This window comes from uncultured Sunxiuqinia sp. (genome assembly GCF_963974515.1).
In the GTDB taxonomy this organism is placed as follows: domain Bacteria; phylum Bacteroidota; class Bacteroidia; order Bacteroidales; family Prolixibacteraceae; genus Sunxiuqinia.
On sequence record NZ_CAXBDD010000043.1, the window covers coordinates 17,837 to 31,359 of the forward strand.

General features: G+C 44.6%; 8 protein-coding genes. 5 read left to right on the forward strand and 3 right to left on the reverse strand.

Features of this window, described 5'->3' with window-relative positions:
- The first annotated feature begins 409 nt into the window (after nucleotides 1-409).
- Nucleotides 410-3,430, forward strand: a complete 3,021-nt coding sequence (locus AAC033_RS10890) for a response regulator (RefSeq protein WP_339737965.1) — start codon at nucleotides 410-412, stop codon at nucleotides 3,428-3,430.
- Nucleotides 3,431-3,474: 44 nt separating this feature from the next.
- On the opposite strand, the gene AAC033_RS10895 is transcribed toward AAC033_RS10890, so the two are convergent.
- Both AAC033_RS10895 and AAC033_RS10900 read right to left on the reverse strand, forming a co-directional pair.
- Nucleotides 3,475-3,825, reverse strand: coding sequence for a DsrE family protein (locus AAC033_RS10895; protein ID WP_339737967.1), 351 nt, complete (start codon nucleotides 3,823-3,825; stop codon nucleotides 3,475-3,477).
- Nucleotides 3,826-4,007: 182 nt separating this feature from the next.
- A complete protein-coding gene (locus AAC033_RS10900; RefSeq protein ID WP_339737969.1) occupies nucleotides 4,008-6,764 on the reverse strand; it encodes a glycoside hydrolase family 2 TIM barrel-domain containing protein in 2,757 nt (918 codons plus the stop codon).
- 274 nt (nucleotides 6,765-7,038) lie between these two features.
- Between AAC033_RS10900 and AAC033_RS10905 the strand changes: the two genes are divergently transcribed.
- Nucleotides 7,039-8,181: a hypothetical protein gene (locus AAC033_RS10905; RefSeq protein ID WP_339737971.1), complete on the forward strand. Its 1,143-nt coding sequence runs from the start codon at nucleotides 7,039-7,041 to the stop codon at nucleotides 8,179-8,181.
- Here AAC033_RS10905 and AAC033_RS10910 read toward each other — a convergent pair.
- Entirely contained in the window at nucleotides 8,173-8,694 is a 522-nt protein-coding gene (locus AAC033_RS10910; RefSeq protein WP_339737973.1) for a YkgJ family cysteine cluster protein, read from the reverse strand. The genes AAC033_RS10905 and AAC033_RS10910 overlap by 9 nt on opposite strands.
- Nucleotides 8,695-8,919: 225 nt before the next feature.
- Here AAC033_RS10910 and AAC033_RS10915 point away from each other — a divergent pair, with 225 nt between their 5' ends.
- From AAC033_RS10915 to purL, 3 genes are all read left to right on the forward strand, one after another.
- Nucleotides 8,920-9,249 (forward strand): hypothetical protein, encoded by a 330-nt coding sequence (locus tag AAC033_RS10915; protein ID WP_339737975.1) that lies wholly within the window; start codon nucleotides 8,920-8,922, stop codon nucleotides 9,247-9,249.
- A 33-nt stretch (nucleotides 9,250-9,282) separates the two neighbouring features.
- Nucleotides 9,283-9,444 (forward strand): hypothetical protein, encoded by a 162-nt coding sequence (locus AAC033_RS10920; protein WP_339737977.1) that lies wholly within the window; start codon nucleotides 9,283-9,285, stop codon nucleotides 9,442-9,444.
- A gap of 248 nt (nucleotides 9,445-9,692) precedes the next feature.
- Nucleotides 9,693-13,382, forward strand: coding sequence for a phosphoribosylformylglycinamidine synthase (gene purL, locus AAC033_RS10925; protein WP_339737979.1), 3,690 nt, complete (start codon nucleotides 9,693-9,695; stop codon nucleotides 13,380-13,382).
- Nucleotides 13,383-13,523: the final 141 nt, after the last annotated feature.

The following is a 13,523-nucleotide window of genomic DNA, read 5'->3' on the forward strand; positions in this document are numbered from 1 at the left end:
TTTTGGTTAAACCGATTTGTCAGAGGTGAAAAGGTTGCCGGACTATTCATGTTCGAGAATCAGTTGCAAATGGAATTAAGTCTGATATGGGTATTGCCATCCAATGCAGATATTCCGGTTCTTTTTGTGATTGAAGTCGGATCGCATTGGCCGAATAGCATCTATTTTGTGTTTTTCAACAGTTTTAACTAGTCAGTAAAGCCCAACTATTTTTCAGCCTTACGGTAAGTGTCTTGTCATTAGTGGGTTTTGGTTTGGCGTTTTGCTAATTGAGCGGGCGAGTCAGAATGCAGGAAAATGGTTTCATGTAATTTTATGTATTTTAGCCGCTAAACAAAACCTTAAAAGTATGGGGCGTCTTTGTGTTCTTTTAGGGAGCGATTATAGTTGCCAGAGATTTATCCCTTTAATGGAAGATCTACGGGAGATAAATTTTTTGTATTTTAGTAGCTATGATCTGGTTATGAAGGCCTTTCCCCATGCCAATCCAGATGCAATCTTAGTTCATGAGCCGGATTACCTTCAGATGATTTCTGATTTGAAGGGCAACGATATTGGTCGTCTGAATGTCCCGCTCATAATCATTTCTGACAAGAAATACGATGATGAATCGACAGGTTCTGATATTCACGTCTTGCCGGAAGATTTTACGGAAGCCAGATTTCTATCGGTGTTTAAGGATGAAATTATGGGCAGTCCGATTTCTGTGAATTCTGAAAAAATCCTTGATTTGATTGTTCATCACATCCCGATGGCCCTTTTCTGGAAAGATAAGAATCTGAATTATCTTGGCTGTGACCAGATCTTTTGTAATGATCGAGGTATAAATAACCAGGCCAATGTTATTGGACTAACGGATTTTGATTTGTATCCGGCTGATGTAGCCGCAAACAACAGGAACATTGATAAGGAAGTGATTCAATCGGGGGAGGCTCTTTTAGACTACGAAGAGGAAGAGGTTCTCGCCAATGGCAAAGTGGATATTTTGCGCAAAAGCAAAATCCCAATCAAGGATTCTACTGGCGAGGTGATAGCAATTATGGGGCTTTACGAACGTATTACCGATCAAGTTAATATTCAGAAAGACCTAAGAGACGAACAGCACTATCTACAAATGCTGATGGATAATATCCCGGATACGATCTATTTTAAAGACCGGGATTCCAGATTTTTACGGATCAACAAATCTCAGGCACAGACAATTGGATTGAACGACCCGATGAAGGCTGTAGGGAAATCAGATTTTGACTTTTTCGAAATGGACCATGCCCGACAGGCTTTTTTGGACGAGCAAGAACTAATGAAGAATGGCATCCCGTTAATAAATAAGTTGGAATACATTAAGACTGTCGATGGGCACCGATATGTAACTGCCTCAAAAATCCCTTTAAAAAGAGAAACAGGAGAGTGTATTGGAATGGTAGGCCTTAGTCGCGATGTGACTACTGAGCATTTAATAAAGCAAGAACTGAGAAATGAACAAGAGCTTTTGACTTCCCTGATGGATAATATTCCGGACCGAATCTTTTTTAAAGATGTCAATTCGCGGTTTACTCGGGTAAATAAAGCCCATTTCTCATCAAATGACACAGAGAATAGTCAGGATCTTATTGGAAAGACTGATTTTGATATTTATCCAAAGGAAATAGCGGAGCAATTATACGCACAGGAGAGAACGATTTTTAAAACAGGCGTGCCACAAATTAATGCGATTGAGAAAAAGATAAAGTCTGATGGATCCGCGGAGTGGTCGTCTGTTACCAAAGTACCAATTCGCAATGAGCAGGGTGAAATAATCGGGCTTGTTGGTATTTCTCGTGATGTTACCACACAAGAATTGGCCAGACAACAGTTGAAACTTGCCAAAGAAAAGGCCGAATATGCCAATAAGGCCAAAAGCCTCTTTCTTGCCAATATGTCGCATGAAATCAGGACGCCTATGAATGGAGTCATTGGCATGGCTGATATTTTGAGGCGCACCGATCTTTTGCCCTTTCAGATTGATTATTTGGATGTTATTATCAATTCAGGCCAAACACTACTTTCGATTATTAATGATATTTTAGATTTTTCAAAAATCGAATCCGGGAAACTGGATCTGGAATATGCGCCGGTTAATATACGTACGGTGGTTGAAGAGGTCGCTGATGTACAAAATATCCAAGCCAATGAAAAGTCGCTTGATTTTTTGACTTATGTAGACCCGGATATTCCCGAGTTTATTCTGGGAGATTATGTCCGTTTAAAGCAAGTGATCACAAATCTTTCCAATAATGCAGTTAAGTTTACGGCAAAAGGGGAGGTGTGTGTATCTGCTGAATTGGTTCAGACAGCCGGTGATGAACATGAGGTTTTATTCACGGTTAAAGATACCGGGATCGGAATACCCAAAGCTCATCAGGATAAGTTGTTCCAGTCGTTTACTCAGGTTGACAGCTCAACAACCCGAAAGTTTGGCGGGACCGGATTGGGGCTTGCTATTTGTCAGAAACTGGTGGCTGCAATGGGCGGTAGAATTGAACTAAAAAGTGAAGATGGCAAAGGAGCAGAATTTTCTTTTTGTTTAAGGTTTAAGGAGACCGAAGGGACGCAGGATCGTTTCAGACTTAAAAGTGTCTCGTTTGAAAACTTGCATGCTTTGGTTGTTGATGATAACAATACCAACCGCAAAATTTTTAGAGAATATCTTGAAAGTTGGAAAGTGAAGGTTCATGAGGCTTCTGGGGGCAATGAGGCTCTGACTGAGATAAGCCGAATGAAGGAGAAGGGCATTTCGATGGATTTTGCGTTGTTGGATTTCCAAATGGCAGAGATGGACGGCGTTGAACTGGCCCGAAGATTGAGAGAAATTCCTTATCTCGAATCGTTGCGAATTATTTTGGTATCGTCGGTAACTGATGCGATCAACCGGAATGATTTGTCGGCGTCTGACTTTGATTTCTATCTGAACAAGCCGGCGAAGTTGCAACAGTTATACCAGGTCATCGCCTCGGCGATAGGAAAGCATCGAAGTACCGAGGATGTGGATCGGGAGATCGAAGTGTTGAAGGCTGATTTACAGAACAAGCGGATTATGATTGTGGAGGACAATCAGATTAATATGAAAGTGGCCCTGCATTCGATCAATGGTTTCTGCCCCAATATTTCTTTGGCATATGATGGAAAGCAAGCTGTTGAGCTGTTTCAGAAAGAAGCCGTTGATTTTATCCTGATGGACATACAAATGCCCGTGCTTAACGGTATTGAAGCCACCAAACAGATTCGGGAAATTGAGAAGCAGCGCAAAGTCACAAATCCGGTAAAGATTATCGCCATGACTGCGAACACTATGAAAGAAGATGTTGAATATTGCCTGGAAATTGGCATGGATGCTTTTCTTGCCAAACCTTTTCGGGTTAGTGACTTGATTGAGATCCTTAATTTCGATTAGTTACAGGCTGTGCAGTGCGGGAAACGTGAGTGGAAATCGGCTATCTAAAAGCTCAATGAGTGCCAGCCTTCTTTCAAATAGTTGCTTAGCTCGTCACCCATACCTTTGACGTCAATATTCATTTTTTTGAATTGATCAGTCACGCCATAAATGTCTGTACAGCGTTTGCAAGCTTCAACTTGAACCCCCAAATCCTGTATGGTTCTGATCTCATCCTGAAGCATTTGATTTTCACTGAGCAATTTGGCCGATGGTCCCCAAACGACTAACGCGACCTGTTCAAACCAACGGTTCTTTTTGGCGGCTTCGGTGTACATCAAGCAAACTTTTTCGGCCACTTCCGGATCACCGCTTGTCCATAAAACCACAATATTGTTCTTTTTGGTTGTCATCATGAAAATGTTTTAGTTGATGCCCAGGATAAAAATGTGCCCTGCGATCGAAGTTACAATTCTGTGTTCGGTATCTAAATAGCTAAAAATAAGACTATTTAATGTGAAAACAAAATGGAGCAAAAGACAACAGGGTGTTGTCGCGTGGTTTGAGAACACCCTGCTGAGGAACAAAATTTTCAATGTCAGTTAAAATCGAATGTCAATTTGATGGTCAGTTTTCCTCCATGCATTTTTGCTGCGCTGAATTGATTTGTTGTTGATTGAGGGCCGAGTCGGTTAGCTTCTATGAATTTTGTTCCAATGGCATTGATTCCGTGCAGGAAAGAAATGTCGCCTGACGGATATTCAAGCTGTGTTCGTGCGGGAGCTTCCGGTTCGTCAGGTGTAAGCACGCGCACAAAAATGTCGTTACTGTGCACATGGACTTTAAATCCGGGATTAGTTTTTCCTTCAATTTCAGCCCAATAAACTTCCGAATGATATCCTTTAAACTCAGGATAAATAAAGCCTGATTCACCGGTTATGGTGTTGTTGTACCCTTTTTCCCACAGTCCGAAGTTTACACCCTTCATTCGGTTTTTGTAAACACGATAGGGGCCGTTGCCTAACCATGTCATTCCAGCCACATTCTCTTCTGGGAAATCGAATGTGATTCCGGCAAACTGACTGCGGCCACTTGGTTCATAAGCCACTTCCAAATCAAACAGTCCATTTCCATAAATTGTCCATTTTAGATGGTCTTCATTTTCATAGGTCACTTCAATCAGCAACTGATTCTCCTCGAAAGCGTGCACAACATTCTTCACCTTCTTTTCTCGACTTACAAACACAGGTCCGTTCGATAGTGGGATAAGTTGCCCCTGGTTTTTGATTTCCGAAATGGTGCCGTTTTCCTTTTTGATTGAAAAGGTGAGCCCGCCAGCCGTCACTTTCAGTTCTGCGTTTGTTTCAATAAGTGTGGGTTGCGCGCTTGGTTGGACTGTCCGAAGCTCATTCGCTTTTATTTGTGCATTTTTTACTGGCCACGACCAGGTGTTTAAATGACGCCCATGGGGATCAGAGGCCGTTATTCGAAGGGCATCAAATGTGTGCCAGTCGGTTGGCAAATTCACCTTTAATTGGCCATTATTTCCCGGAGCCAGATCAAGTTCAAGCTTTTCTGTTGAGTTGATGATTTCACTAATCGTTTGCCCCGGATCGGAAAAACTGACCCATTCAGCCGTTAGGGAGCACTGGTTGAGGTTAGTGAAGAAGTACCGGTTTTCCAAGTTGAAAATACCATTAAAATCAGGTGTGATGTAACGCTTTTCGAACTGAATGGGGGCCCAGATTTCTTTGATGCTATAGAAACTACCTTCCTTTTCGTTGTATGGCCCCAAAATTCCATCGGGAGCGTGGTTGCCATCGCTGTCCAACTCGTTGTTGCGGTCGGTGCGTTCAACCGACTCGTCCGCAAAAACCCACAGGAAACCACCAGCGCAAAGCGGGTCGTTCCACATCCGAAGCCAGTAATCGTCCAGCCCGGCGCCATGCCCGCCATCGTACAGTCCATGCAGAAATTCCGTTGGAAAATAAATTTTACGTTTGCTGAATCCATCCAGTGATAAATAATTGTAGTCGATGTAGTGTAAGGTGTTGGTCTTTTCGTAATCCTGCCAGGGGTGAATAACGGTTCGTTGCTGAATATCAAGCTCGGCAAAGTCGTCGTTCAATGTGTTGTTTTCACCGCCTTCATTGCCGTTGGCCCAAATAATGACGGACGGATGGTTCACGTCGCGGGCTATCATTTCTTCCAGCAGTTTTCGGCCCACAACATCATCGTACGACGGTTTTTGCCACGCAGTGAGCTCATCAATCACTAACAGCCCGATTGAGTCGCACACGTAGAGAAAGTGTTTGTCGGGTGGATAATGCGACATGCGCACGGCGTTCATGTTCATGTCTTTCATCAGGTTGACAGCGGTTATGCTTAAATCTTTTGACGACGTCCGTCCATATTTTGGGTGAAAGGTATGGCGATTAACGCCCTGCATTTTTATTTTTACGCCATTCACATAAATGCCGTCACTCTCGCGCACTTCAATCGTGCGAAATCCAATGCGCTCACTATGTTGGTGAACGACTTGTTCGTTTTTATCCAACAGATTAAAGACCGCCTGGTAAAGGTTCGGAAATTCTGGCGACCAGGTTTTAGGATATTTAAACGTTCCTGAAACCCGGGACACGGAGCCATCGACATCGGCTGTAAATGAAGCCTGGGTTTCCCCGGTGAGTGTTTTAATGTCGACCCTGATTTGTGATGCGTTTTTTGCATTTGTCAGGTAAACATCCGCTTCGAATTGGCCATTGGCCCTCGCATTGATGGCTACGCGTTGGATATTTGTTCTGGGTTTGGCTTCGAGAAAAACGGGGCGAAAAATACCGCCAAAAATCCAGAAGTCAGCCTTGCGTTCGGCCAGGCTAACGGATTCGTTGTCGGAATGTTTTTTGACAAACACTTCGAGCTGGTTTTCCTTTCCAATGTTTAGCAGCTTGGTAATGTCGTAGCGGAACTGGTAAAATGCGCCCTGATGCACGGGCCCAGCCAGTTTCCCATTGATTTTGACTTCCGCATCGGTCATGACCCCATCAAAAACAATCGTGATTTCGTTATCTTCCCAGTCTTTCGGAATATTGAATTGGTAGCGGTAACGGCCGGTTTCATTCAGCCGTTTTTCAAAAGGAACATGCCCGTAATCGTAACTTCCAAAGCCTTGTTGCTCCCAGCATGAAGGAACAGGAATGCTTGTCCATTCACCCGAATTGTGACCTTTAGAACAATAAAACTCCCAATCAACGGTGTTTTCGGCACCAGTGCCCGACAAGTAGACCGTTTCGGTTTCTTGTGCAATTGTGAAAAGAGAGAGCAACAGGAACAAGTGCAGTGCGAGTAGTTTCATGCGTCGGTTTTTTTAGTTTTTAGTCGTTATGTGCAATATGACAACAGGAGCGTCCATGTTCGAATCTGGCTGAACGATCTCTCCTAATGGACGCACATTCAAAAATAGTCTTGTCAGTTCAGTAAAGATAGGCTTATGTGGTTGGATAATCTCATTTTGGGAATAAATTACGTTCTTTTAACCGTTAAATGAGTGTGTAGTTTTCTTCGTTTCCCTTTGTATTCCCGACTTTGCGAACAGTTTTTTTCACTATATTTCAGGTTTTATCGAAATCATGAGATTTGAAGAACAGGAACTAACAAATCAGTTGGAAAAGATTATCGAGAGTAATATTTTCTCTCGATCAGGCGTAAACGTATCACTTCTTACATTATTATTTCAAGCAACGATTGCGGGTCGTAAGCTAAAAGAGGCCACGATTGGAGGTGAGATTTTTGGAAAGAAGTATGATCCGATAAAGAACGACACTAAAGTTCGTGTATATGTCCATAATCTGAGGAAAAAGCTCGCCACATATTACGAAACTACGGGCCGGACGGACAAGGTTATTTTTGAAATTCCGAAAGGAGAATACCAGGTATTGTTTCGTTCGCATGAAAATAATAGAAAATGGGGTAGATCTTACAGGTTCTCTTTCTCCGTTTTCCTCCTTCTGCTGGCGGTCGGTGTTTTTATGTTTTTTCAAGGGAAGGAGTCAGATCCCTTCTGGTCGGGATTCTTTTCCAGTAAGTTTCCGACGACCGTGTTGATTGGCGATCATTTCACAATTGAGTCAACTGTTCCAACTGGAGGCCAGGGGGTTTTTCGTGATTTTTCGATTAATTCAGATCAGGAGTACTCGCAGTATCTCCGGCAGCATCCGGAGCAAGCCTCTGAAATGGTGCCTAACCGCTACCCGTACATCACGAAAATGGGGCCATACTCGACTAAACTTTTGAGTGAAATGTTTAATGATACGAAAACCCCATTTGAATTGATGTTGAATTCAGAATGGGATAAAACGCAGGTAAACGCAGAGAATCTTGTTTATGTGGGGCAATTTAAGACCTTGGGTTTTCTGAAAAATGTGTTTTCTGATCATTTTCCGCAATATGAAATAGCGGGAGCGCAGATTTTCCGCACTGATGCTCAGAGCGGAGTTGAAAGTCGCTATAATTCCTATTCGGCCGATCAAATCGTAGACTATACCATTGTGTCGCGGATGCGTGGGCCCAATGGAAACGATATCGCCATGTTTATGTCCGACAATGATATTGGCGTCATTCGTTTAGTCGAGTATTTTACGAATCAAGATTCACTGGACGTTTTTTACAATCGTCATCCTGAGCTTGCTTCTGATTTCGCGGCACTCTTTAAAGTCAGTGGCTGGGAGCGTACCAGCTATTCTGTGGAGTTGGTGCATTTGGATTCAAACTAATTTGTCCTTTAGTTTGTCATCCTTTAACTTGTGAATTGGGATCAGGTCGAATTCGCTATGGAGAAGCTGGCTTTCTTTCAGAAACTCTTTATTCAGCAAAAACAGTTTGCTGTTGAATTTGTCCTGAGGAAAGGTATTTTCGGGCGTGAAGTCTTCATCGTCGAACCCGGTAAAGTTCAGTTCGCAGGCCGACAGCTCCCATTGGTCATTATTCATAAAAAGAAGCGGCAATCCATGCGTACGGCAAATAATAGGGCGGTGTTCGTAAATCTGGCAGGCATGGTCTTTCAGAAAAATACAACTGCCATCGACCGATTCCTGCATTTCCACCGGTTGATCTTTTAGCGCCTGCTTCATCGCATGGAACTCGATGGGAAAAACCTGGTAATCCATGCAACACAAGTCGCAGCCTTTTTTGCAGGCAAGGTGTTTCTGGTGCATTGTAGAAAGCTTGTCCGTCAGCTGGTCTACCTGCTGACGGAATTGGTGGTATTTTTCGAGTTTGAATGTCATCGGATCAATTTGCAGACAAAAGTAGCAAAAGCAAGACAGCTGGTCAATGCATGGCGGTTATTAATGGTCGCGTTGCCCGAAAACCATTGATAACCATCAAAAAGAACCGGAATGCCAAGACCTGACGATGAGAATCGAGCCAACAAATGAGCGGGCAATAATCATCGTAATTTTTAGCAGAAACCTCTCCGCGTCAAGCAGGAGGTGCTCGTCGTCAAGCAAAATGTGGGCAATACGCAGCAGTTCGTCTTAAGCATAGAGCGATTTGATTGCTCAAATCGGTACTACGGCTGCCGGCCAACAGAAGGCGCAGGTGTTTTTAACCAAAAGCAAAACTCAACTGAAATATACAGTGGCTCAAAAGCAAATATTCCGAATGACAGCCTGGAGACCATGGCTTTGGAAAATGGCAACGATGAACTGGTCGCCCGCATGTGCGACAGTTCTACCGCTTTGAACCGCCCGCGCAATCTCGATTTTGTAATGAAAGTGCGGGAGATTTTTCAGACTGTTGATGAGCAAACAGAGGAGTTGATGACCAACTATATGGGGTAACCATCGAGCAGGTGGAAAGTCTGAAATCAGATAGTGACCGGTTTGCTTCAAGCCACCAGCGAGCAGGAAAGCCTTTTTACAGGGCTACCCCAGTTGCTAACTAAAGGACTGGATAAAGTGATGACCATCTTTAAGCATCGCGACCCGAACTTTTATGCAGCCTGCGTGGCTGCACTCGAAATCACTAATAACTAAAATATCTAATCAATTGGGGTTTTTAATTCAGTGGGTGAACGAAACCCGGTGGCTTCGGCTACTGGGTTTATTTTTTAGCCGAATCAAGTCCGGGAGGTTTTCTGTTGCAACGATGCAGGACTATTAACAAATCCACCTTATTATTCACAATAATCGGTTTTCAGAATCATTCGAATGTTTCTTCCTGAGGAATTTTTATCTTTGTGGCGTGTTATATAACATATCACTTAATCATTAACCGATTCAACATGATTTTATTCTTTAAGACCCTTCAAAGCAGTATCATTGCTGTTCAAACCACTGTTTCTTTTTCCGACGAAGACATACAAAAACTAAACTGGTTGCTTGGTGAGGCTGCGTTGATTGAGCAAGACAAACTGAGCGGTTTTTTTGTTGGCCCCCGAAAAGAAATGATCACGCCCTGGAGCACCAATGCCGTTGAAATTACCCAAAACATGGGCCTCGAAGGTATTGTGCGGATGGAAGAATTTCTTGAAGTGCCAGACCGTTCGGCAGGCTACGATCCCATGCTGAAGCGGTTGTACGAAGATTTGGACCAGGCGATTTTCACAATCAACAAAAAGCCGGAGCCCATTCTCGAGATCGATGATATTGCAGCGTACAATGAGCAGGAAGGGCTGGCGCTGAGCGAAGATGAAATCAACTACCTGGATTCGGTTGCCGAAAAAATGGGGCGCAAGTTAACCGATGGCGAGGTGTTTGGCTTTTCGCAAGTCAACTCGGAACATTGTCGTCATAAAATTTTCAACGGGACTTTTGTGATTGATGGGATGGAGCAGGAGATGTCGCTCTTTCAAATGATTAAGAAAACGTCAAAAGAAAATCCCAACCAGATTATTTCGGCCTACAAAGACAACTGTTCGTTTGTGCAGGGGCCGGTGGTGGAGCAATTTGCACCCAAAACTCAAGATAAACCCGATTATTTCGAGGTAAAAAACATAGAAACCGTGCTTTCGCTGAAAGCCGAAACGCACAACTTTCCAACCACGGTTGAGCCATTTAACGGGGCGGCAACCGGAACCGGCGGAGAGATTCGCGACCGAATTGCCGGAGGAAAAGGCAGCCTGCCCATTGCCGGAACAGCGGTGTACATGACTTCCTATCCGCGTACCGAAGGAGCTCGCAGCTGGGAACAGGCCACAGAAGAACGCCCTTGGTTATACCAAACGCCGGAGGAAATTCTGATCAAAGCTTCGAACGGGGCCAGCGATTTTGGGAATAAGTTTGGACAACCACTAATTACCGGTTCGGTACTCACCTTTGAGCATTTCGAAAATTATAAGAAATACGGTTACGATAAGGTGATCATGTTAGCTGGTGGTATTGGCTTTGGCGCCAAAAAGGACAGCCTGAAAGATAAGCCAGGCATAGGCGACAAAGTGGTACTGCTGGGCGGCGACAACTACCGTATTGGAATGGGTGGCGGTGCCGTGTCGTCGGTGGCTACCGGTGAATTTGAAAACGCCATTGAGCTGAACGCGGTGCAACGCGCGAACCCGGAGATGCAGAAGCGGGCCTACAACGCCATTCGTGCACTGGCCGAATCGGACGACAATCCCATCATCTCAATTCACGACCACGGTGCTGGCGGGCACCTGAACTGTCTTTCGGAATTGGTAGAAGAAACCGGTGGCAAAATTGATACCAGCAAGTTGCCGGTTGGCGATCCTACCTTGTCGCAAAAGGAAATTATCGGTAATGAATCGCAGGAGCGCATGGGCTTGGTGATGCGCGAAAAACATGTGGACTTGCTCAGGAAAATTGCAAATCGTGAACGGGCGCCGATGTATGTGATTGGTGAAACAACAGGCGATATGCAATTTACCTTCGAGAATTCGAAGACCGGGGAGAAGCCGATTGACTGGCAATTGGCTTATATGTTTGGAAATCCGCCCAAAACCGTGTTGACAGACATAACGGAAAAGGCCAATTTTGCAGATTTGGTTTATGATCAGCATCAAATTGAAACCTATTTGGAAGATGTCCTTCAACTGGAAGCGGTTGCCTGTAAAGATTGGCTGACCAACAAGGTGGATCGCTCAGTAACTGGACGGATTGCCAAGCAGCAGGGAGCAGGGAAATTGCATCTTCCGCTAAATAATGTTGGCGTGATTACGCTGGATTACCAGGGGAAAAGTGGGTTTGCCACAACCATTGGTCATGCTCCGGTTGCCGGTATGATCAATGCCGAAAGTGGTTCCATTCTTTCGATCGCCGAATCGTTGACCAACCTGATTTGGGCGCCGATGCCGGATAAAATGAAAAGTGTGTCGCTGAGCGCGAATTGGATGTGGCCGGCAAAAAATGCCGGCGAAAATGCGCGGATTTACAAAGCGGTGAAAGCAGCCAGTGATTTTGCCTGCGCCTTGGGGATCAATATTCCTACGGGAAAAGACTCCATGTCGATGACCCAGAAATACAAAGATGATGTGGTTTATTCGCCGGGAACGGTCATTATCTCGGCTTCGGGCGAAGTGACGGACGTGAAAAAGGTGGTGGAACCGGTGCCCGTTAACGATACCAGCAAGCCGCTTTATTACATCGATTTTTCCTCAACTCCGCTGGTTTTGGGAGGAAGCGCTTTTGGGCAGATCATTAATAAATTGGGACAAGATGCACCAACAGTTGCCGATCCTGCTTACTTTCTGAAAGCCTTTAATACCATTCAGGAGTTGATTGAGGATGAATTGATTTTAGCCGGACACGATGTGGCATCAGGCGGCTTGATTACTACCTTGCTGGAGCTGTGTTTCAGTGATAATGAAACCGGCTTGAACCTGGACTTGACCGGCTTGGGCGAACAGGATTCGGCTAAAGTGTTCTTCAATGAGAATCCGGGAATTGTGATCCAGGCTGCTGATGCCGAAACACTCGAATCCAGCTTGAATGCTGCCGGTGTGCGCTTCGTTAAAATCGGCCAGCCAGCCGGAAAACGTGCTTTCACAGTTAAGAATTTCAATGCTGAATTTGAATTGGATATTGATTCTTTTCGTGAGTTGTGGTTCAAATCATCTTACCTGATGGATCGCAAGCAGAGTGGGGAAGAGCTAGCCCTGGAGCGGTTCAAAAATTACAAGCGAAATGAGCTGCATTACGATTTTAAAAGCTTCACCGGAAAAGCAGCCGACTATGGCATCGATTTGTATCGCCGCACGCCAAGCGGTATCAAAGCGGCCATCATTCGTGAAAAAGGGGTGAATGGCGATCGCGAAATGGCTTACATGATGTATCTGGCTGGTCTGGACGTAAAAGACGTACACATGACAGACCTGATTGCCGGACGTGAAACCTTGGAGGATATTAACCTGATTGTGTTTGTTGGTGGCTTTTCCAATTCCGATGTGCTGGGCTCAGCCAAAGGATGGGCCGGCGCTTTCAAATACAACGAGAAAGCCCGCATCGCTTTAGAAAACTTCTACAAGCGTGAAGATACGCTGAGCCTTGGGGTTTGCAATGGTTGCCAGTTGATGGTTGAACTTGGCCTGCTTTATCCCGAGCATGAGCACATGCCAAAGATGCTGCACAACGAGTCGCATAAGTTCGAATCGGCTTTCGTAAATGTGGAGATTGCCGAAAATAACTCGGTCATGCTCAAATCAATGGCCGGCATGAAGCTGGGTGTTTGGGTTGCGCATGGCGAAGGTAAATTCAGTCTGCCTTATACCGAAGACCAGTACCACATTCCTTATAAATACAGTTACGATTTCTACCCTGGAAACCCAAATGGTTCGGACTACAACACCGCGTCCATTTGTTCACAGGATGGTCGCCACTTAGCCATGATGCCGCACATGGAAAGGGCCTTCAAGCCCTGGCACTGGCCGTATTACCCGGCCGACAGGAAGAAAGACGAGGTGGCTCCCTGGATTGAAGCGTTCGTGAATGCCAGGGAATGGATTAAAAAGAATAAGCAGTAAAATATGGAAAGGCTCTCACTTAGGGAGCCTTTTTAATTCCACTGCTTTTGGGAAAAGCGATTGTTTAAGTTTGATGTATTAGCGTAACCATGTAGGTTTAAATGCGCCATTTTATTACATTTGATTTTCGAATTAACCTAA

Coding starts and splice junctions, on each gene's coding strand:
- AAC033_RS10890 (WP_339737965.1), top strand. CDS start 410: ATGGAAGATCTACGGGAGATAAATTTTTTGTATTTTAGTAGCTATGAT.
- AAC033_RS10895 (WP_339737967.1), bottom strand. CDS start 3,825: ATGATGACAACCAAAAAGAACAATATTGTGGTTTTATGGACAAGCGGT.
- AAC033_RS10900 (WP_339737969.1), bottom strand. CDS start 6,764: ATGAAACTACTCGCACTGCACTTGTTCCTGTTGCTCTCTCTTTTCACA.
- AAC033_RS10905 (WP_339737971.1), top strand. CDS start 7,039: ATGAGATTTGAAGAACAGGAACTAACAAATCAGTTGGAAAAGATTATC.
- AAC033_RS10910 (WP_339737973.1), bottom strand. CDS start 8,694: ATGACATTCAAACTCGAAAAATACCACCAATTCCGTCAGCAGGTAGAC.
- purL (WP_339737979.1), top strand. CDS start 9,693: ATGATTTTATTCTTTAAGACCCTTCAAAGCAGTATCATTGCTGTTCAA.